The organism is Streptomyces sp. NBC_01244, assembly GCF_035987325.1.
GTDB lineage: Bacteria > Actinomycetota > Actinomycetes > Streptomycetales > Streptomycetaceae > Streptomyces.
The window spans coordinates 1,136,153-1,157,400 of the sequence record NZ_CP108488.1 but is presented as its reverse complement, the minus strand read 5'-3'; the positions used below and the strand labels follow the sequence as shown (position 1 = coordinate 1,157,400).

Annotated in this window: 16 protein-coding genes; 11 read left to right on the top strand and 5 right to left on the bottom strand. The window is 70.0% G+C overall.

All coding sequences use genetic code 11. From position 1 onward, the window contains the following. Window positions 1-54 precede the first annotated feature (54 nt). The 8 genes from OG247_RS04965 (at window position 55) to OG247_RS04930 (ending at window position 10,225) form a co-directional block, all read left to right on the top strand. Window positions 55-696: a PadR family transcriptional regulator gene (locus OG247_RS04965; RefSeq protein ID WP_327251051.1), complete on the top strand. Its 642-nt coding sequence runs from the start codon at window positions 55-57 to the stop codon at window positions 694-696. 126 nt (window positions 697-822) lie between these two features. After that, a complete protein-coding gene (locus tag OG247_RS04960; RefSeq protein WP_442813220.1) occupies window positions 823-2,199 on the top strand; it encodes an FAD-binding oxidoreductase in 1,377 nt (458 codons plus the stop codon). A gap of 7 nt (window positions 2,200-2,206) precedes the next feature. Beyond that, on the top strand, window positions 2,207-3,007 hold the full coding sequence (locus tag OG247_RS04955; RefSeq protein WP_327251049.1) for a class I SAM-dependent methyltransferase: 801 nt from the start codon (window positions 2,207-2,209) through the stop codon (window positions 3,005-3,007). Between the two features lie 713 nt (window positions 3,008-3,720). Further along, a complete protein-coding gene (locus OG247_RS04950) occupies window positions 3,721-4,461 on the top strand; it encodes a CAP domain-containing protein (protein ID WP_327251048.1) in 741 nt (246 codons plus the stop codon). 711 nt (window positions 4,462-5,172) lie between these two features. Continuing rightward, on the top strand, window positions 5,173-5,631 hold the full coding sequence (locus OG247_RS04945; RefSeq protein WP_327251047.1) for a transglycosylase SLT domain-containing protein: 459 nt from the start codon (window positions 5,173-5,175) through the stop codon (window positions 5,629-5,631). 176 nt (window positions 5,632-5,807) lie between these two features. Continuing rightward, on the top strand, window positions 5,808-6,971 hold the full coding sequence (locus OG247_RS04940; RefSeq protein ID WP_327251046.1) for a peptidoglycan DD-metalloendopeptidase family protein: 1,164 nt from the start codon (window positions 5,808-5,810) through the stop codon (window positions 6,969-6,971). A gap of 696 nt (window positions 6,972-7,667) precedes the next feature. Next, the gene (locus OG247_RS04935; RefSeq protein ID WP_327251045.1) at window positions 7,668-9,365 is read left to right on the top strand and encodes a ricin-type beta-trefoil lectin domain protein; all 1,698 of its coding nucleotides are present in this window, start codon (window positions 7,668-7,670) and stop codon (window positions 9,363-9,365) included. 416 nt (window positions 9,366-9,781) lie between these two features. Next, on the top strand, window positions 9,782-10,225 hold the full coding sequence (locus OG247_RS04930) for an ATP-binding protein (RefSeq protein ID WP_327251044.1): 444 nt from the start codon (window positions 9,782-9,784) through the stop codon (window positions 10,223-10,225). 1,054 nt (window positions 10,226-11,279) lie between these two features. On the opposite strand, the gene OG247_RS04925 is transcribed toward OG247_RS04930, so the two are convergent. From OG247_RS04925 to OG247_RS04905, 5 genes are all read right to left on the bottom strand, one after another. Next, entirely contained in the window at window positions 11,280-12,872 is a 1,593-nt protein-coding gene (locus tag OG247_RS04925) for a discoidin domain-containing protein (protein ID WP_327251043.1), read from the bottom strand. Window positions 12,873-12,904: 32 nt separating this feature from the next. After that, on the bottom strand, window positions 12,905-15,208 hold the full coding sequence (locus tag OG247_RS04920; RefSeq protein WP_327251042.1) for a beta-N-acetylglucosaminidase domain-containing protein: 2,304 nt from the start codon (window positions 15,206-15,208) through the stop codon (window positions 12,905-12,907). A 70-nt stretch (window positions 15,209-15,278) separates the two neighbouring features. Beyond that, window positions 15,279-16,112 (bottom strand): ABC transporter ATP-binding protein, encoded by an 834-nt coding sequence (locus OG247_RS04915; protein ID WP_327251041.1) that lies wholly within the window; start codon window positions 16,110-16,112, stop codon window positions 15,279-15,281. Continuing rightward, window positions 16,091-16,945 (bottom strand): ABC transporter permease, encoded by an 855-nt coding sequence (locus OG247_RS04910; RefSeq protein ID WP_327251040.1) that lies wholly within the window; start codon window positions 16,943-16,945, stop codon window positions 16,091-16,093. Before OG247_RS04910 ends, OG247_RS04915 begins: the two co-directional genes overlap by 22 nt. A gap of 28 nt (window positions 16,946-16,973) precedes the next feature. Continuing rightward, window positions 16,974-18,032 carry an ABC transporter substrate-binding protein gene (locus OG247_RS04905; RefSeq protein WP_327251039.1) on the bottom strand — a complete coding sequence of 353 codons (1,059 nt, stop codon included), beginning with the start codon at window positions 18,030-18,032 and terminating at the stop codon, window positions 16,974-16,976. A 366-nt stretch (window positions 18,033-18,398) separates the two neighbouring features. Between OG247_RS04905 and OG247_RS04900 the strand changes: the two genes are divergently transcribed. From OG247_RS04900 to OG247_RS04890, 3 genes are read left to right on the top strand one after another with little or no spacing between them, the layout of a single operon-like run. Further along, window positions 18,399-19,277 carry a MurR/RpiR family transcriptional regulator gene (locus tag OG247_RS04900; protein WP_327251038.1) on the top strand — a complete coding sequence of 293 codons (879 nt, stop codon included), beginning with the start codon at window positions 18,399-18,401 and terminating at the stop codon, window positions 19,275-19,277. A 32-nt stretch (window positions 19,278-19,309) separates the two neighbouring features. Next, window positions 19,310-20,251, top strand: a complete 942-nt coding sequence (locus tag OG247_RS04895; RefSeq protein ID WP_327251037.1) for an N-acetylmuramic acid 6-phosphate etherase — start codon at window positions 19,310-19,312, stop codon at window positions 20,249-20,251. After that, entirely contained in the window at window positions 20,248-21,216 is a 969-nt protein-coding gene (locus OG247_RS04890) for an N-acetylglucosamine kinase (RefSeq protein ID WP_327251036.1), read from the top strand. Before OG247_RS04895 ends, OG247_RS04890 begins: the two co-directional genes overlap by 4 nt. The last annotated feature ends 32 nt before the right edge of the window (window positions 21,217-21,248 follow it).

Genomic DNA, 21,248 nt, shown 5'->3' with positions numbered 1-21,248 from the left:
GCTGTCAAAATAGTCCCAAAGGGACTATTTCCGGAATACGCCTCAAGGCTGGCGATGTCAATGGACCCGGCGCTCACCACCACGTCGTACGCGATCCTCGGCCTGCTCTCCGTCCGGCCCTGGAGCACGTACGAGCTCGCACGGCAGATGGACCGGAGCCTGGGCCGCATCTGGCCCCGGGCCCAGAGCAAGCTGTACGAGGAGCCGAAGAAGCTCGTCCGCCGCGGCCTGGCCGAGGCGACGCGAGAAGCGGTCGGACGGCGGCCGCGCACCGTGTACAGCATCACCGCCGAGGGGCGGCGCGCGCTGGCCGACTGGCTGCCCGAGCCGAGCGCCGGGCCGGTCCTGGAGTCCGAACAGCTCCTGAAGGTGTTCTTCGCGGACTCCGGCACCAGCGCCGACACCCTGGCCACCCTCCGCGGTGCCCGGGCCTGGGCCGAAGAGCGCAACCAGGGCAACGCCGCGACCGCGCACGCCCATCTCGCCGGCGAGGCCCCCTTCCCGGAGCGGGCCGCCCAGACCTTGCTCGTCGGCCGCTTCCTCACCGACTACTACCGGCTCGTCGCCACCTGGGCCGACTGGGCCACCACCATCGTCGAGCAGTGGCCCGACGAGCCCGCGGACGCCGCCCCCGACCCCCGGGAGCTGGCCGAGATCGTTCGGCGAGCGAGCTGGAGCGCCACGGGCAAGGCCTGAGGGGTCCGGGGGTTCAGATTGCCGCTCCACCCAAGCGGCGTAGCGTGAATTGAGGGCCTATACGCCGGCGGGTAGTCCCGGAGCTCGCTGGAGGTCACACCGTCCCGAGCCGGGGCAAGAGGAGCGATGGCCATGGGCAACCTCACTCTGGACCAGCTGACCGAAAGGGTGCGCGGCGCCGTCGTCACTCCGGGGGACGAGGCTTACGACGAAGCCCGCACGGTCTACAACGCCATGATCGACAGACGGCCGGCCGTCGTCGTGCGCTGCGTCAATGCCGGCGATGTCATGGCGGCCGTCGACTTCGCCCGGGAGAACGGGCTCGACCTTGCGGTCCGGGGAGGCGGGCACAGCGTGCCCGGCTTCGGCACCTGCGACGACGGCGTGGTCGCCGACCTGTCCGCGATGCGCGGCGTCCGCGTCGACCCCGTACGGCGGACGGCGCGCGCCGAGGGCGGCGCGACCTGGGGCGACTTCAACGCGGCCACCCACGCCTTCGGCCTGGCGACGACCGGCGGGATCATCTCCACCACCGGCGTCGGCGGCCTCACCCTCGGCGGCGGCATCGGCTACCTCGACCGTGGACTGGGCCTGAGCTGCGACAACCTGGTCTCGGCCGATGTGGTGACGGCGGACGGACAGCTCGTCGTGGCCAGCGAGCAGGAGCACGAGGACCTCTTCTGGGCACTGCGCGGCGGTGGTGGCAACTTCGGCGCGGTGACCTCCCTCGAATTCCGGCTCAGCCCCGTCAAGAACATCTACGGCGGGCCGATCCTCTACGAACTGGACAGCGCCGGCGCCGTGCTGCGCGCCTACCGGGACTTCATCGCCGACGCGCCGGAGCAGCTCGGCGGGTTCCCGGCCTTCCAGATCGCCCCGCCGCTGCCGTTCATCCCGGAGGACCGGCACGGCGACACCTTCATCCTGATGGTGTCGTGCTGGGCGGGCCCGGTCGAGGAGGGCGAGCGGGCCCTCCAGCCCTTCCACGACTTCGCCCCGGTGGTCGCGGAGCACGTCGGCGTGATGCCGTATCCCGCGTTGAACAGCGCCTTCGACGCGCTGGTGCCGCCCGGTCTCCAGCACTACTGGAAGGCCAACTTCGTGACGGAGCTGAGTGACGACGCGATCGCGGCGCACCTGGTGCACGGCCCCCGGGTGCCCGCCGTGAACTCGACGGTCCACATCTACCCGATCAACGGTGCCTGCCACCGCGTTGCCCCGGACGCGACGGCCTTCGCCTACCGGGACGCCTCCTTCGCCACCGTCATCGCGGGCATGTGGCCGGACCCCGCCGACAACGAGGCCAACACCGCCTGGGTCCGCGACTACTACGGGGCCACCGCCCCGCACTCGGAGGAGGGTGGCTACGTCAACTTCATGGCGGACGACGACCAGGACCGCATCCGCGCCAACTACAAGGGCAATTACGACCGCTTGGTCCAGGTCAAGGGCACGTACGACCCGGGCAACCTCTTCCACCTGAACCAGAACATCAAGCCCTAGTGGAGCGGTGGGCACCACGGTGTGGGGCGAAGGGGAAGCCTACGAGCCGTACATCGGGCGGTGGAGCCGACAGGTGGCGCTGGAGTGCGTCCGCCGGCTGGACGTCGCCCCGGGCGGCGACTGGCGGGACATCGGCTGCGGTACGGGTGCCGTCACGCAGGCGATCCTGGATGTGGCGGGCCCCGAGCGGGTGGTGGGAGCCGACCCGTCGGACGGCTACGTCCGGTACGCCCGCCGGCACGTCACGGATTCCCGGGCTCGGTTCGTACGCGGCGATGCGACGAGGCTGCCGTTCCCGGACGGCCTGGCGTCGGTGGCGGTCAGCGGGCTGGTCCTCAACTTCGTCCCCGTTCCCGAGCGGGCCGTCGCCGAGATGGCCCGCATCGTGCACCCTGGTGGCACGGTCGCCGCGTACCTCTGGGACTACACACGGGGAGGCGTGGAACTCATCCGCTCCTTCTGGGATGCCGCCGTCTCCCTGGACGCGGACAGCCGGGAGCTGGACGAGGCCCTCCGGTTCCCCTTGTGCGCGCCCGGGCCACTGGCCGAGCTGCTGCGGTCTGCCTGGCTGACGGACGTGGAGGTCGACGAGATCAACATCCCCACACGCTTCAGGGGCTTCGACGATTACTGGGCCCCGTTCCTGGGCGGGCAAGGGCCCGCACCTGCGTACCTCGCTTCACTGCCGCCGAAGGGGCAGGACGCGTTGCGAGAGCGTCTGCGCGCCGACCTTCCCACCGGGGCCGACGGCTCGATCGCCCTCACCGCACGTGCCTGGAACGGCCGGGGAAGACGCCCGACCCGCTGAAGTCAGGCCGTGGCCCCCTCATCGGGGCCGCTTCCCTCGGCTGAACTCCCCACGCCAGCCTGCCGGTCCGAGCGGCGGTCACCGCGCGCACTGCCGTCGAGATGGTGTTGGGCGGCGTGAACTGGGGCAGGCTTACCGCAGTTCTGGTCCGAGTCCCTGGCTGGTGTAGTGCGTGGCCGCTTGCCCCCTCTCCAGGTCGCACCCGTCATCGAACGTGGCCCGAGGCGCGGGGCTCCACCCTTGTCTTCTCCGGAGCCACCACCTCATGGGCCCGACGTCCCCGCCCGACGAGCGCGGGCACTGGCGCGTGGGTACGGTGCCGTCCGATTCCTCCCCGGAGCCGTGATATGGGTCACTGGCGACATGGCGCTTCCGTGCCCAGCAGCGATCGTCTGCCTACAGATATTTGGCGGTATGTACCTATTGGCATCGATCTGCCGCACTCCACTGGAAACGGAATGCCAGACTCCTCTTTCCCTTGCTTCAACACGGCTGACGGGGATTGGTTCTGGCGGTGAGTCAGTCGCGTGCCCCAGTGGCCTCGACCAGGGAATGCACGATCTTTCGGCCATTTCAAGATGCGTCCCGCACCCTCCTGCGCGACCGGTCGGCGGGGGCTTGTCAGGCCGTCGGCGGCTCCTGAGAATGGCGCTTCCTACGGCGCCTTCACGGTCAGGCGCCGGGAGCTTCGCGATCACCGAGTGAGGTCCCGCATGAAGAAGCACCGGAAGAGGACGCACCACCGCAAGATAGCCGTCGCTGTCGGGGTCCTGGCCCTCGTCGCAGTACCCAGTACGGCCATGGCTTGCTTCGGCCCGCAGGGCCCCGGCCCCATGCGGCCGGGCGTGGCCCAGAAGGATGGCCACCCCTGGCACGGAGGCCCCTTCGTCGACCCGGGCGAGGAGGTCCCGGTCCTGACTGACGCTCCCGCCGAGATCTTCGAGTCGCCGGTCCCCGAGGAGCCCACCGAGCCGGTCGCCGAGTCCGAACCCCCTGCAGAGCCCCCGTCGCAACAGCCGACGGACCCGACCGCCGAGCCGGCGGGGACCTCCGTGCCCTCGGACTCCGCGGCACCCTCCGGTGCTTCGGCCGAGGTCCTCGCGCTCGTCAACAAGGAACGTATCGCCGTTGGGTGCCCGGTAGTGACCGTGAACGAGAAGCTGACGAAGGCCGCGCAGGACCACAGCGAGGACATGGCGGCCCACTCCAACATGTCCCACACGGGCTCGGACGGATCCGATCCGGGTCAGCGGATCACCCGTGCCGGGTACGAGTGGCGTACGTACGCGGAGAACGTCGCGTACGGCTACCCCAGCGCTGCCCAGGTCATGGAGGGCTGGATGAACAGCCCGGGCCACAAGCGGAACATCCTGGACTGCGGCGTCAAGGAGATCGGCATCGGTCTCGCGCAGCCCGGTCAGTACTGGACGCAGGACTTCGGCGCCACCCGCTGATCCGGCCGCTTCCGTAGCCGGCGTACGACGAGTGAGGGCGGACGAAATTCGTCCGCCCTCACTCGCGTGCACATCGGCACGGTGCTCCACGCCGTCGCAGCCGACGCCCAGCCGATCGTTGAGGTCGGTGGGCGCGTCACCTCCCGATCGTACGGAGCGGGGGAGTCGGCACTCGTCGCCGGGGGTGACGTAGGTCTCCTCGCTCGACGCCAAGGACCGGGGCGCTGGGTGGTGATCCTTTTCCGGCCGCCGGCGATCACGACTCTGGCTAGGCGGCCCGGCCCGCGTAGGTCTTCCCACCCAGTGCCTGGAACGTGCTGCCACAGCCTGCCATCAGGCACTCCAGGTAATACGTGGGACGTACGGGTAGCGAACAGGTAGTACTACGGCTGTGCGGGGTGGGTGGACCGGCGAGTGTGGATCCACGACCGATGGACCCTACGCCGCACCTCAGGGGCAGAACCGGATCTGCCCGACCGCGGTAGCGGGACACCTCCGCCGAGCGTCCGTGGAAATCCTGCCCAGTGGGCGCCCCCGGGTGTGAGTCGGCTGGTTGGTCAGCTCCCAGCACCGCAGGCAGCTTCCCCCGTCAACAAGCTCCGGGTCCGCCGGCCGGGCCACGCGCAGCGGACACGGGACGCGGCAGCTCATGGCGCACGGAAAGCCAAGACCACATCTCCGCCCTCACGGCATCTACCGAAGGACGAAGCCATGCCGCCTTCCGCCCTTGCACGGAGAATCACTTCGAAAGTACGCAAAAGCGCCGCTGGCGGGCTCACCGCAGCAGCGCTTCTCCTCGTCGTGAGCAACGCGGTCATGCCCGCCCAGGCATTCGCAGCACCTGCCGACGAAAAGCGAATTGACGGTTGGATCAAGCACGCGCTGCTGGTGATGAAGGACAACGGAATTCCCGGAACCTACGACGGCATCTACCGGAACCTCATGCGCGAGTCGAGCGGTGACGTCTTCGCCATCAACCTCTGGGACTCGAACGCCAAGGCAGGAATCCCCTCCAAGGGCCTCATGCAGGTCATCGATCCGACCTTCCGCGCCTACCACGTGGCCGGCACCTCGTGGGACAGCTACGACCCGATTGCCAACATCTCGGCAGCGTGCAATTACGCAGCCCACCGCTACGGGTCCATCGACAACGTCAACGGCCCCTACTGACAGCGGATCCGCGGCAATCCCCTAGCACGGAGCCGGCCAGGCCTGCCAACACCCATCGGACCGCCCACTCGTGCCTGGGCAGCGCGTACAGGAAGCAGCCCCGGTCACCCTCCACGCCGCGCGACGGCTCGCACGCACTGCCCTCCCGCCCTTACTTCGCCCCCACGGAGCCCCTGATGCGCTACCCCCATGCCTCATCCCTCCCCCTCGACGGGCGGCGCCTTCTGTGCGGCCTCCTCGTGACCACCGCAGCCATCCCCCTCTTCGCTGTGGCAGGCGCGGCGCCCGCCACAGCCGCCACCCCGGACACGTGGGACAAGGTCGCCGCGTGCGAAAGCAGCGGCAACTGGGCCATCGACAGCGGCAACGGCTACTACGGCGGCCTCCAGTTCGCGCCCGCCACCTGGGCCGCCTTCGGCGGCCACGCGTACGCAGCCAACGCGAGCGAGGCGAGCAAGGAAGCGCAGATCAGCGTCGCCGAGAAGGTACTTGCAGAACAGGGTCCCGGAGCCTGGCCCACCTGCTCCGTCTCTGCGGGGCTGACCCGCGACGGTCAGAGCTCCCCACCGCCCACCACTGCACCGGACTCAGGTCCCGCAGGTAGCCCGCCCTGCGAAGCCGACGGATTTTTCACCGCGGAGGAGACCGGCAGCCTCGACTCCATGGAGCCCCAGCCGTGCGTCGGCTGGGAAGAACCGGGAGACGAGAACGCGATACCCAACGGCGCCGACCCCGACGAAGACCTCCAGCCCGGACCGATGCTCATCAACGACTGCGACAAGGAGCAACCCGACCCGTACATCACCCCCGACCCGCAGACGCAGCAGAACGCTTGCTCGGACATGTCTGGCGGAGCAGGGCAGGAGGCCGCGGCCCAGGCGGCTGCAGTCCCCGCGGCCCAGCCGGCTGCAGCCCCCGCGGCCCGGCCGGCTGCAGGCGTCGGGGCCCTCCCGGTTGCAGGTGCCGTGGTGACGACCCCCTACCGGCAGCCCGGACCCTGGGCAGCCGGGTTCCACACCGGCATCGACTTCGCCGTCCCGACCGGCACCTCCGTGGTCGCCGCCGCCGCGGGCACCGTCGTCACAGCCGAATGGCAGGGCGCTTATGGCAACGCGGTGACCATCCAGCACGCCGACGGCAGGTACACCCTCTATGCCCACCTCAGCAGGATGACCGTGCAGCAGGGCGACCAGGTTGCCGCCGCTCAGGAGATCGGCCTGTCCGGCAGCACAGGGAACTCGACCGGCCCCCACCTGCACTTCGAGGCCCGCACGAGCAACACCTACGACGGACACACCGACCCCGTCGCCTTCCTGAAGGAGTTGGGAGTCTCCCTCTGAACGAGGCCGGCTACGACGGCACATTCGGATTCTGCCATCTTCTCCAGTCACCACTACGAGCGTCGTCCCGCCCTACGAACTGGGCTCCGGCCGACGATGCACAGGACTCACCCCACCCCGGAGCAGGGCGACCTTACGGCGCCCTGCTGGCCGGGGTAGCGGCGCGCCCATGAGGCCGAGCACCGACCTGCTGCTGACACGTCATGCCACTCGGAACCTGCGCCGGCAGGCGCAGTTCATGACGCAGTAGGTGAGCCGCTTAGGAGGATGGCCTCCTCGGCCACCGCCTTCGTAGAACCGAGGCTTGATGCCGGGCTCCCGACCGCACCGCTCAGCCATGCATGCCTGCCGTCCGGCATGCACCGGAAGCAGCTCGCCGCCGACGCACACGTCCCGTGGCCAGATGTCGACCCTGCGTGGCGAACGTGTCCGCTCAGGGAAACATCAGGTTTCTCCTGGGTACATGTATTGACCTTCCATGGAGCGGGGCTACACCCTCTGCAAGAACGTGAGTGGAAGTACGCGCTATCAAGCATGATCGCTCACTAGAGATGCTCTCACTATGGCAAGTGCGCACCAGGGGGCCCCGTGCTGTTGCGGAAGGAGATCACCAGAATCTGTACGGCCGCGGCGCTCGCCGTCGCAGGCCTCGCCGTTCCCGCGATGTCCGGCACCGCGTCCGCTGACAACGTTGCCATGAACACCAGCACCGCCATCGGGACCAAGCCCATGATGGGCTTCAACAACTGGGCGCGCTTCACCTGCGCCGCTCAGGCCCGGCTGGACGGCACCCGCGACGGGTACTCCTTCCAGCAGTTCATGCAGGACCAGGCGAAGGCGATGAAGGACACCGGCCTGATGGCGGCCGGATACAAGAACCTGACCGTCGATGACTGCTGGATGCAGCGCACGAGTGCGGGTTATCTGCACGGTGCGGCGACGTGGGGCGGCAGCAGCCAGCCCGGCTACGACTGGGAACTCAACGACTACGCCGACTACGTGCACGGCCTCGGTATGGAAGTCGGTCTCTACAGCACCTCCGGCGTCAACACCTGCCAGCAGGTCCCCGGCGGCGTGATGGGCCACGAGCAGGACGACGCCAACTCCCTGGCGTACTGGGGCGTCGACTCCCTGAAGCTGGACAACTGCGGCACCACCGCGGCCAACCGGCAACAGGAGTTCACCCTCATGTCCAAGGCGCTGGGCACCGCGACCGCGAACAAGAGCCGCAAGATCCTCTTCAACGAGTCGGCCCCGGCCGGCTATCACCCGTCGAGCAGTGACAAGTACAAGGTCATGGAATGGGTGCGCGGCCTCGGGCAGATGTGGCGGGTCAGCCCCGACATCGCCGTCTGGCACTCCCCGGGCACCAGCGCGTGGGACTGGCCCCAGGCGTCGAGCGCCTACGAGGGCGGCGTCTACCAGAACCTCACCGACACGGCCGCTCTCGCCCGCTACAACGGCCCCGGCAACTACAACGACGCCGACATGCTCCTCATCGGCGACAACAACCAGCTCACCCTCGCCGAGCAGCGCAGCCAGTTCGCCCTCTGGTCGGCCATGGGCTCCCCGCTCATGATCAGCACCGACGTCCGCAAGATGGCAGCCGACCCGCAGGCGTACGCCGAGCAGCTGAGCATCCTCAAGAACTCCGACATCATCGCCGTCGACCAGGATTCCCTGGGCGCCGGCGGCTACGTCGCCTCCCGCAACGGCTCCGCCACCTCGGGCATCGACGTCGTCGTGAAGCCCCTCGCCAACGGCAGCCGCGCGGTCACGGTGGTCAACAAGAACGCCTCCTCGACCACGTACACCCTGGACCTCGCCCGGCTCGGCTTCGACAACCTCGGCTGCACGCGCACCGCGCGCAACCTGTGGACCCACACCAACCAGAGCGTCACCGGCTCCCTGACGGCCACGATCGGCAGCCACGACAACGCCATGTTCACCGTGGCGCCCGGCAGCTGCGGCGCCGCGAGCGCGGTCGGCCAGATCCAGGCCGCACAGAGCGCATTCCAGAAGGAGGCGCTCTGCCTGGACGCCTACAACGGAGCCACCAGCGGTGCCAAGGTCGCCCTGTGGGACTGCACCGGCAACACCAACCAGCAGTGGAAGCGCCAGTCCAACGGGCTGATCTCCTCCCTCGCGAACAGCGGCCTGTGCGTCTCGGGTGACAGCGCCGGCCTCAAGCTGGCCACCTGCAACACGGCCGACGCCAAGCAGAAGTGGACGTACAACCGCGCCGGGCAGCTCAAGCAGGCCGACGGCACCTGCGCGGACATCGCCGGTGGCGTCCTGGACAACAAGGCCGCCGCCGTGACCACCTACAACTGTGCCGACCACCAGCCCAACCAGACCTGGAGCGCCCCGTTCACCACGCCCCCCGCGGCGTGACCCCGTCACACACCGCGGCCATATAGGCCCGCGAATGCGCCCGCGCCCCGCCGTCCCGCACTCGGGGACGGCGGGGTCGTCGGTTGAGGGACACTTCCCACGGTGTCCGGCGCCTTGGAGGTTGTTCGAGCGCGACAGGCCCGAGGTCAGCAGTGACAGCTCGTGTTCCCCGCCGACCAGAGGGAAGCTGCAATGCGCGGTCTCGGCTGCCTAAACACTCGCCCGGTGGGCTTACCCGCACGGCCGTGGCACTACCTGTTCTCCACGGATACGTGCTGTCGCGGGTGTATGCGGGGGCACTACGTACTGGGGGGCAGGCATACGCGTACCGGAACAGGTAGTACCACGGCTGTGCACCGCACCCGGTCCGGAGAGTCTGGATACACCACCCGATATGTCCGATCCCGGGAGTCCAGATGTCCACCGCAACCGTCCAGGTCCAGACCCGGTCCACCTCCGCGGACGCCGACCCGGCCCCCGTCCTGAGTCTCACCACGGACCACGTCGCGGGCATCCGCTCCCTGCGCCGGAGCGTCATCGAGACCCTCGGCTCCTGCGGCTGCACCGAGCTCCTGATCGACACGGCCGCGCTGCTGGCCACCGAGCTGCTCAGCAACGGTCTGCAGTACGCGGACACCGGCGGCGAGACCTGCACCGTCCGCCTGGACGTGTACTGGAACGGCCACGACCTGACCATCTCCGTGACCGACCCGGACCCGCGAGTCCCGGCCGCGCGGACCGCTGCCGTCGCCGACGACGACGAACACGGACGCGGCCTCGTACTCGTGGAAGCACTGACGACCTGCTGGGGCACCGTCCCCCGCTCGAACGGCAAGACCGTCTGGTGCCACCTCACCTGACAACGATGGTCCGTCCCGGGACCCGCATTCTTTCGACCCCGCCGGCACCCGGCGGGGTCGCTGTCCTACGTGACAAGCGGGGAGCGAGGTGGGCAGCCCCCCGACGGCGGCCTGCTGCCAACCGGCAGCCGTGCCGTCCACGGCCCACCCCCTCCCCGCACAGCTCCACCTACGAAACCGCCGCGCCGAATAGGGGTGGGTCCGCATTGTTCCGCTCGCCTCCAGGCCTTTTCCTGGAGATGTCCGGTCCGTGCTTCACCTCGGACGGGGGGCCTCGCCGCACTGGAGTCGCCATGAATCGCCCTCTCATCCCCCATCAGCGTCAGGTCGCTCGATCCGCTCCGATTTGGCAGGCCTCCGGCATTCCCTCCGTATCCGTGGTCCGTGCGGGCCGACAGATCAATGAGGCGTTGCACGGGTGGGGCGTGCCGGAGCTGGTCGCTGGTGCGGTGCGCATCGACTCGGGACTTGTGACGAATGCTCTGAGCCAGGGCATTCGACCCGTGTGGCACGCACTGCGGCAGGTGCTGTTCGCTGACGGTGGCAGCTCGGTCAGCATCGTGGTGGGTGACCAGGGCGAAGGCTGGGGGCTCCGTTCGAGTCAGGCGACCACTGCGGCGAACCGCGTCTCCTCCCGGGGACTGGACATCGTGGCCGTGCTCGCACTGGCTTGGGGCGCCAACCGTTCCTATGCGGGCCACCTCGTGTGGGCCGACTTGAGGTCCCTGGCGCAAGGCCCCCCGGGATCCTGTAAGCCTCGGCCCTGGGGACTGACGGAGTGGCACCTTCCACCGAGCACACCACCGTCCTGAACTCCATGTGGGATCAACCACCTGATCCCCTCCCACCCGCTGCCTGATGGCAGCGGCCCAGAACGACGGCTCGCGGCCGCCTTCCCTGCCCTGACCGGCGTGGCCGCGGGCCGTCTTCCATGCCAAGGCCGGCGGTCGGATCAGATACGTGATCCTGCCGAGCAGTCGCCGCCCCTCGCCTCACTCCTCCTGTGGGCCGGATCCTTTGACGACGCTGCCCAGCCAGACCGCAGGATCTACGATCAGTCCGCAAGGTCGGCGGAGCCGTAGACGCCGAACCTCCAAAGCGAGTAGCCGTAGCCGGTGCCGCGCTTCTCTCCGAGCATCCGGATGTGGCGTCCGATGCCGTCGAGGCCGGTCAGTGTCTCCGGGCCGCCGTTCCCGGTGGTCGTGGAGTAGATGTCGCTCCAGGTGTTGCCGTCGATCGATACTTGGATGCGGTATTGCTCGCCGTAGGCGGTCTCCCAGTCCAGATCGACCCTGGTGACCCGCCAGACAGCTCCGAGATCGATGCGAATCCACTGCGGGTCGGTGTGCTGGCTGGCCCAGCGGGTCGTGGCCGATCCGTCCACGACGCGCGACGGTTCACGGCCCGTAGCCTCCGTGCTCGACGCCGTCACCGTCACCGTCTTCCCGAGGGCGATGTCCACGGGGGCGGGGGTGAGCGGGATGGACACGTTCTTGCTGACGTCGGAGGAGCCGACGCGCATGGCGCAGAACAGGGCGATCGGGGTGTCGGTGTCGGTGTCGAACAGCAGCTGGGGTCGTTCGAGGTTGGCGAGCGGCAGGGTCGATCCGTCGGTCAGCTTCAGCTGGGTGAGTGACACGAGGGGGTGGGCCGATCGGTCCCAGGCGATGCCGTCCTGCGAGGTGACCAGGGCGAGGGCGCCGTACTGCGGAGTGAGGGCGTTGGTGCGGTCGGCGCCGCCGTAGAAGTCCTTGACGATGGCGTAGTAGCGCGTGCGTTGGTGGTCGTACCACAGGTACGGGTCCTCGGCCTGCGTCGTCGTGGTGGCGAGTGCTTTCGCGGCGTACCTGAACGGGCCTTGTGGCGAGCCGGAGGTGCCGACGACCGTGATGTACCGGCCCTGGGCGTCCCAGCATTTGTAGGTCATCAGGTAGGTGCCCGCGAGTGTCCTGTCGACCGAGGGATTGACCGCCATCTGGAAGGTGTTGACGTTGTCCGGTGCGGCGATCGGGGAGGCGCTGCGTTGCCCCCGTCCGTTGATCAGGTCGTCGAAGGTGTCGGCGACGACCACGCCGATCCGTTGTCCTGCGTGGTAGTTCAGCCACCTGGTGCTCTGGCCCGTGGTCGGCCTGGTGGCGATGTAGTAGAGGTACCAGTTGCCGTCGAACTCGCGGATGTGCGGGTTGTGCGCGTTGTACTGGTCCCAGCGGGTCGGGTCGTTGGTGCTGGAGAGGATCGTTCGGACGTGGGTGTAGGGCCCGTGGGGGTGGTCGGACACGGCCAGCGCTATCTCCGAGTACTTCATCCAGCCGCTGAAGCCGTAGAAGATGCTCTCCGAAGTGCCGCTCGCGCGTCCGGTGGAGCCGGTGGGCCAACGTGAGTAGAACGTGTAGTAGCGGCCCTCGTGAGAGGTGGGTGTGCCGCACCACACGTACCAGTTGTCGATGCCGAAGGCGTTGACGCTCAGATCGACGGGCTGGATGGCGGTCGGGAAATCCGGGTCGGGCGGCGGCGGAGCGGCAGCCGAGGCGGGTGGCGCGAGCGCGAGGGCGGAGTAGCCGCCGAGCGCGGTGGCGGCCAGTGCCACCGCGCCGGCCAGGACGGACCGCCGGGTCGGCGGGGCGGGGAGGTTTTGGGGGCGTTCCATCATCTCGATCTTCTCGTGAGCACGGATCGGGTTCAGTGACCGAAGACGTTGACGTCCCAGAGCGAATACCCCCAAGACGGATTGACCCGCTTGGTGAGGAGGAGCCTGACGTAGCGTCCGCTACCGTTCAGCCCGTTGAGGTTTACCACCCCGCCGGTGCCGGCGCTGGTGGACCACAAGGTGGTCCAGCTGCTGCCGTCGTTGGACACCTGGACCTGGTAGGCGGAGGCGTATGCGGCCTCCCAGTTGAGCCGCACGCCGGTGACCTGGCGGACCACGCCGAGGTCGATGCGCAGCCACTGCGGGTCGCTGTAGGCGCTTGTCCAGCGGGTGCTGGAGTTGCCGTCCACCGCGTAGGCGAGGGCGCGGGCGCTGTTGAGCGTGCTGGAGGCGGTGACCGGTGCCCGCAGGGCCAGGTTGGGGACGGCGACGGCGGATGCCTTGGCCAGGAAGGTGTCGGCCACTCCCGTGGCGACCTGCTGGGGGATTGCCGCGAGGGCGGTGCGCTGGGTGCCGAGGGTGGACAGCAGGTTGGCGGCCGTGCTGCCGTCCCCGCTCGCCGCCGCCTGCACCAGACGGACGGCGGTCTGCCCGGCCTGCCCGTAGCGGGTGAGCTTGTCCAGCCAGGGTGCTGCCTCTTCGAGGAACCCGGGGTTGTCGAGCCTGGCCGTGAGCACCGACTGCGCGGACGCCAGCTGCCCGAACCAGTCGTACAGCGCCTGCCCAGAGGCGGTGAGGTCCCTGTGCGCGGCATGGTCCGACCAGAAGGTCGCCGCCAGGGCGGTCAGGGTCGGTGACTCGGTGGTGGTGAGGATGGAGGAGTAGTTGTTCTCCGCGAACGCCCGCAGAGCCTGGTAGGTCTGGGTGTCACCGCCCGCGAACTCGAGCAGGGAGTTGCTCCAGGACGTGTCGGGGTTGTAGTCGGTGGGGTTCCAGGTGTAGTCGGCGATGGTGTAGAGCGGGATCAACGAGGTCTGGAACTCGATGGCCTGATTGGCCGTCAGGCCGACGGCGACGGTGTCCAGGTCTGCGCTGCGGCCCCGCAGTGGACCGAGCAGCAGGCGGTTGGTGATGTAGTCGTTGACCGGGTAGTTGTCGAAGATCAGCAGCGGGCGCCCGCCGAACTGGCCCTTCACCGTGGAGGCCTGGGCGGTGGTGATGGTGCCGGAGTCCACCTCGGGTCCGGTCCAGTAGACGGTGGTCCCGGACGGGATCAGGGCGTTGAAGCGGGTGCGGTAGGTACTGGCGGCGGTGCCGTGGTAAGCGGTGGGGATGGTGATCAGGCCGGCCCCGCTGTGCGTGGCGATGAAGTGCTGCTGGACGTAGCCGAGCACGTGGGCCTGGGCGGCGGCCAGCGGGCTGGTGTCGGAACCGAAGGCGGTGGTGTCGGCGGTGCAGGTGAACTTTTCCTTGACGTCGTCCCATCCGATGATGAAGGTGCGTACGCCCTGGTCGTAGACCTGCTGGAGCCGGGCGGTGAGCGCGTCCAGGTCGGCCTGCAGGCTGTGGCAGATTCCGGCGGAGGGGGCCAGCGGAGCCTCCGGGTTGATCCGGTACATCACGTCCACGTGCTGGCGCCGGCCCCGGGCCACCACTTCGGCGAGGTGGGGCAGCTCAGTGTCCGGGTAGAGCACGCGCCAGGTCGAGCCGGAGATCCTCGGGTCCCTTGCGGGCATGAAGGAGAAGGCGTTCATCTTGTGGGCGGCGAGGAAGTCCACCTCGGCGTCCTGGTCCGCAGCGGACCAGGGGGTGCCGTGGAAGATCTCCTTGCCGCCGCGATGCGCGAACCCGGGCCAGTCGCGGACGGCCACACCGGGCAGGGTGTGCGTGGCGGCGGCCTTGGCCAGCAGCTGGCGCAGCGTCTGCGCGGCATAGAAGGTGCCGGCCGCGTCCACGCCGGACAGTACGGCGACCGGGCCGATGCCGGCCTTGCCGGTCGCCAGCTCGTAGCCGCCCGACACCAGGCCGGCCGGACTGTCGGCCCCTATCTCGCCGAGCAGCCCGGCACTGTACGGGTTCTCGGTCGGCCCGCCGACCGAGATGGTCAGGGCGGCGCTGCTCGGGGTGGCCTCGGTGGTGACCGCGGCCCCGGCGGAGCGCAGGGTATCGGTGACGACGTCCACCGCGGCCGGGTCGGCCCCGGCCGGGGCGAGAAGGGTGACCTGGGCCGGGATCGCCAGGTCGAGGCCGGTGGCCCGGATGGACTGGGGGGTCGGTGAGACCACCGGCAGGGCGGTGGTGGCCGCCTCGGCGCGGGGCGGCGGCCCGGCAGCGGCGATGCCGACGGCCAGGCTCACGGCCAACAGGGCCGCTCCAAGGGGACGGACGACAGACACGGTGGAACCTCTCTTCGTGGTGATCGTGGTGATCGTGGTGATCGGGGGGATGGGGGGAATGAGCCGTTCGTCAGCCGACGTGGGACGGCACCTCGGCGGGCGGGCCCTGCTCGTGGACGCCGAGCTCGGCCAGCAGGCGACGGCGCAGTCCGGCGAAGGCCGGGGTGGCACGGTCGCGGTCGGGAGCCAGGCCCTCCTCGCGCAGGTCCAGGTCCAGTGAGATCCGGCCGTCGGTGAGTACCAGTACCCGGTCGGCGAGGACCAGCGCCTCGTCCACGTCGTGGGTGACCAGGAGGACGGCGGGGCGGTGGAGCGTGCACAGCCGGACGAGCAGGGCGTGCATCCGGATCCGGGTGAGCGCGTCCAGGGCCCCGAAGGGTTCGTCCAGGAGCAGCAGGCGTGGCTCGCGGACCAGCGCCCTGGCCAGGGCGGCGCGCTGGGCCTCGCCGCCGGACAGTGTGCCGGGCCATGCCCGCTCCTTGTTCGCCAGGCCCACCTCGCCGAGCAGGGTGCGCCCAGCGGCGCGGGCGCGGCTTCCGGACAGGCCCAGCAGGACGTTGTCGAGCACCCGGGCCCAGGGCAGCAGCCGGGCGTCCTGGAACACCACCGCGCGCTGCGCGGGCACGTCGACGCTGCCGGAGCCGGCCACCGCGCCGTCCAGCCGGCCCACCGCGCGGAGCAGGGTGGACTTGCCGGAGCCGCTGTGCCCGAGCAGGGCGGTGAACTGCCCTGCCGGGAGGTCGAAGTCGATGCCGTCGAGGACGGTCCGGCCGGCAAAGGACCGGGTCAGCCCGCGCAGGCGGACGGCTGGGGTGCTGGTGCGGGACTCACCGCTCAGAGCCCCACCGGTCTCGGGGGCTTCTTCGGTCACGAGGGCTTCGGTCAGCCCAGGGTGGTTCGCCATCGGAGTGCCTTTCGCTCCAGGAGTCGAACGAGGGTGTCGGAGACCAGGCCGAGCAGTCCGTAGAGCACCAGGCCGACGACGATCACATCGGTCTGGCCGAAGGTCCTGGCCTCGGTCATGAGGTAGCCGATGCCACTGGAGGCGTTGATCTGCTCGCTGACCACCAGCACCAGCCAGGAGACCGTGACCGAGAGCCGCAGCCCGGTGAAGAACCCCGGCGCGGCCCCCGGAAGAGCGATCCGCAGCAGGAACCGGCGGCGGTCCAGCTGGACGGTCCGGGCCAGCTCGGCCCACTTGAGGTCGAGCCCGGCCAGCGCCGCCTGGGTGTTGACGTAGACGGGAACGAAGACGCCCAGCGCCACCAGGATGATCTTGACCTCCTCGCCGATGCCGAACCAGAGGATGGCCAGGGGCACCAGGGCCAGGATCGGTAGGGCCCGGAGCAGTTGGGCGGTGCCGTCGAACAGGGCCTCGCCGATCCGGGTCAGTCCGGCTGCCAGGGCCAGCAACACCGCGGCCGCCACCCCGAAGAGCAGGCCGATTCCCGCGCGTTGCAGGGAGATCCACAGGTGCTGCTCCAACTGCCCGCTCCGGGCCAGGTCCCATCCTGTGGCGGCGACCGTGCCGGGCGGAGCCAGGGTCTCCGGGTCCAGCCAGCCGGTGGCGGCGGCGGTCTGCCACAGCGCGAGCAGCAGCAGGGGTCCCGCGGCGCGGGCGAAGGGGATCCGCCGCCGCGTGCGCGGGATCGGCGATCGAAACGGCCGCCGGCCGCCGGCCAGGGGTGCGGGGGTGGTGGCGCTGATCGGTGCGGCAGGCCGCACGGTGAGTGTCATGGCGTTCTTCCTTACTCCGCCTCGATCCTCAACCCGCCGACTTCGCGGCGGCCTGCTGTACGGCGTCGAAGCGCTGGTCGAAGGCGGCGGCGGCATCGACCTTGGTGGGCAGCGCCCGGTATTCCGCAAGAAGATCGGCGACCTTCTGCAGGGCGGCCGAAGCGGCGGCGTAGGTGGGGATGGTGGCGGTGCCGTTGTTGGCGACCACGGCGTCCCCGACGGCCTTGGGGAGCTTCTGGGTCTCCACGTAGTACTTCTGCACCCAGACGTCCTTGTGCGTGGTCAGCCACAGCTCGGCCTTGGTGAAGCGGGCGGACAGGTCCGCCAGGGCTGCCGCTTTGGCCGAGTCCGCGGCGACGGTGTCGGGGGCGATCAGGAACTGCAGCCCACTGGTGAGGTTCTGGTCGTCGGCGAGTTCGTGTGCGCCCTTGGTGCCGTAGGCGGCGCCGTACTTGGAGACCAGGGGCTCGGTCAGGGCGCCGACTTCCACCTGATTCGCGCCCAGCGCCGGCGGGGTGTCGGTGGGCGAGAGCTTGGCCAGGGTGACGTCGGAGGAGCTGAGGCCCGCGTTCTTCAGAGCCTGTAGTACGGCGACCTGGAGGGTGGTGCCCTCGGTGACGGCGACCTTCCTGCCCTTGAGGTCGGCCACGGTTTTGGCCGTGCTGGTGGGTGACGTCCACAGGTGGGTGGCGCTGGTGCTGCCCTGGACCGCTCCGACGATCCTGATCTTCTGGCCGGCGGCCTGGGCTACCAGCACCGGGGCGTCGGCGACGAAGCCGACGTCGACCGCTTTGGCGCGGAAGGCCTCCAGGACCGCCGGGCCTCCCTGGAAGGCGGACCAACTGATCTCGTAAGGAAGGTTCTTGTCCTGATCCGAGGCCGCGAGCAGGGTGTGTAGCAACTGGTTCTGGTCGGCCACCCGCAGGATGGTGCCACCCGGAACGCCACTGGGCAGGGCGACTGTTGCCGCGGCATCGGTCGTGGGTGTACTGGCGGCGCTCCCCGTGGCGCACCCGGTCAAGGTGGCAGTGGTCAGAGTGAGCAGTGCGCCGAAAACTGGTACGGCGGAGCGGGGCGAACGGGACATGGAGCTCTCCTAGGAACTGCCCGCAACGGTTCGGGCAGGGATGCGCAGAGGGGTGACGTGGCGTCAGTGGGGGACGAGCGGGAAGGCGGCGGGGAACTCAGCCGCGACAGCGGACACCCGGGAGGAGTGGACGGCGAGCGACGATGCGCACCGGTCTTCCCTCCCGCAGTGGATTCCGACTGGGCCCCATCGTGTTGACCCGGCCCTGCTCCAGTCAATTATTTCCGCAAACATCTTTCATACTGAGAAGTAATATTGCGTCATATTGCCAGTACGTGAACGCAACCCTTGGTGCAGCTCGGTGGGTTGACGATGAACCTAGTTCCGGGATGAAAATAAGTTTCATACCGAAGGGGTCTGCCACCTGTGTCAGTCGATCTACTCACCCACATCCGTGCCCTCCAGGACAGCCTGCCCAGGGCCGAGCGCGGCATCGCCGACCTGGTCCTCCAGGACCCGGGCGCCGCCGCCGAGCGCACCATCTCCGAACTCGCCCATGCCTGCGGGACCTCCGTGGCCACCGTCCACCGCTTCTGCCGGAGTCTGGACCTGCGCGGCTATGCCCAACTCAGGATCGGCCTGGCCGCAGAGGCCGAACGGGTGCGCGCCGACGGCCGGGCCGTGCTGGACCTGGGATCCGACATAGGCGCCGGCGAGCCGCTGGACCTCGTGGTGCGCAAGATCGGCGCCGCCAACGCCCGTGCGGCCGAGGAGACCGCCGCCCAGCTCGACCTGACCGCTCTCGCCGCCCTCGCCGACGCCGCGCAGGGCGCCCGCCGTGTCGACTTCTTCGGCGTCGGCTCCAGCGCGCTGGCTGCGGAAGACGGCGCCCGCAAGCTGCTCAGGCTCGGCCACGCCGCCGCCTGGTGGAGTGACGTGCACGCCGCGCTGATGAGCGCCGCGGTGCTGCGGCCGGGCGATCTGGTGATCGCCGTCAGCCACTCGGGACGGGCCCGGGAGGTGGTCGACGTGCTCACCGAGGCGCGCCGCTCGGGGGCGGTCACGGCCGTGGTCACCAGCAACCCCCGTTCCCCCGCCGTCGACAAGTCCGACCTGGTGCTGACCACCTCCGCGAGGGAGACCACCTTCCGCAGCGGCGGCATGGCCTCCCGCAGCGCCCAACTCACCGTCCTGGACTGTCTGTACGTGGCCCTCGCCCAGCGCTCGCATGACCGCGCCATGGACGACCTGGAACGGGTCCACGAGGCGGTACGCAGCCGCACCCTGGGCCGCACCCGAAGCTGAACGCCCTTCTCCCCACCCCGACAGGACTTCCCATGCCCGCAGAAGTGCCACCGGACCGCCTGCCGTCCACCGAGCTGCGCAACCGCGCCAGCACGGACCTGGACCACCTCAGCACTCCGCAGATCCTGGCCCTGATCAACGAAGCCGACGCCACCGTGCCGGCCGCGGTGGCCGCCGCCCTGCCCGGACTCGGCGACCTGGTCGAAGCCGGGCTCGCGGCGCTGCGCGAGGGAGGTCGCGTCCACTACTTCGGCGCGGGAGCCGGCGGACGGATCGCCCTGGGGGACGCGCTGGAGCTGGAACCCACCTACGGGGTCGGGCCCGAGACGCTGTGCCCGCACCTCGCGGGAGGCCCTAACGCCGCCTATCGGGCGGACGAGAGCGCCGAAGACAGCGGGCCCGACGCCGCCCTCGCCGACTCCCACCTGGCTCCGGCGGACCTGGTCATCGGCATCACCGCGAGCGGCCGTACCCCGTACGTGGCCGGCGCACTGACAGCCGCCCGCGCGGCCGGCGCGCGCACCGCCCTGATCAGCTCCGACCACACAGCGCCGCTCGCCCGCCTCGCCGATCTGCACATCGTGCTGGCGACCGGGCCGGAAGTGGTCACCGGATCGACCCGGATGAAGGCCGGCACCGCCCAAAAACTCGCCCTCAACGCCTTCTCCACGGCGCTGATGGTCCGCAGCGGCCACACCTGGTCCAATCTGATGGTGTCCGCCTCGGCCGGCAACGCCAAGCTGCGCGAACGGGCGGTCCGCACGCTGGTCGCCGCCTGCCGGGTGGCCCCGGCGGAGGCACTGGCCGCGCTGGACTCCTGCGACGGCGAGACGGCGACCGCACTGGTCGTCCTGGCCGGCGGGGCCTCTCCCTTGACGGCCCGTCAGGCGCTGGCCGCGTGCGGAGGCCGGCCCCGGGCCGCCGTTTGGGCCCTGGCCGGTCCCGGTTCCGGTCCCGGACCGGAGCCGCGATGAGCGCCTCCGGCAGTTCCGGCATCAAGCTCGGCCTCGACGTGGGCGGAACCACCACTCGGGCCGTCGCCCTGGATGAGTACGGCCGACTGCTCGGACGCGGCACGGCCCCCGGCGGCAACCCCGCCTCCCACGGCACCGCCACCGCGCTCGCCCGTCTGGCCGACGCCGTCCGGCAGGCCTTGGGTGGAGCGGACCCCGGTCTGGTGAGCCGCTGCCTGATCGGCCTCTCCGGCTATCGCGCCCTCGGCGACCGCACCGCCAGGGACGCCTTCGCCACCGATGCCGGCCGGGCCTTCGGCCTGCACCCTGGCACCCCGGTCCTGCTGACCTCGGACGCCGTCATCGCTTTCGCCGCCGGGACCAGCAGCCCCAGCGGCACGGTGCTGATCGCCGGCACCGGATCCATCGCCTGCCGGGTCGAACGCGGAGTGGTGACCCGGACCAGCGGCGGCCTCGGCTGGCTGCTCGGCGACGAGGGCGGCGGACACTGGCTCGGCCGCGAGGCGGTGCGCCGGGCACTGGCCGCTCTGCGGGGCGGCGCCTCCACCGGCCCACTGGTCGCGGCCGTCCTCGCCCGCAGCGGGTGTCACGATCACGACAGCCTGATCCGCTGGGCCTACCAGGGCAGCCCGCAACACCTGGCCGCCCTGGCGCCGTTGCTGGCGCCCGCAGCCGAACAGGGCGACCCGGCGGCACTCGGAGCGATCGAGCTGGCAGTACGCCATCTGCGCGACATCACGCGCGACGCGAACCAGGGGCACCTGGACGGACCCGTCGTCCTTGCAGGCTCGGTGGCCACCAGCCCCGGGCCCTTGCGGGACCTGTTGACGCAGTCGCTCACCCGTGCCGGAGCCGCTGCCGTCCTGCTCGCCCACGACCCGGCCCTCGCCGCAGCCGACAGCATGATCGGGCACGAGAGCCGACCGAGTCAGAGGGGTGGCGGTCCTGCCCAGTTGGGCCTGTGAGGTGGCAGCCCCGAGGTACGTGGATGCACGCT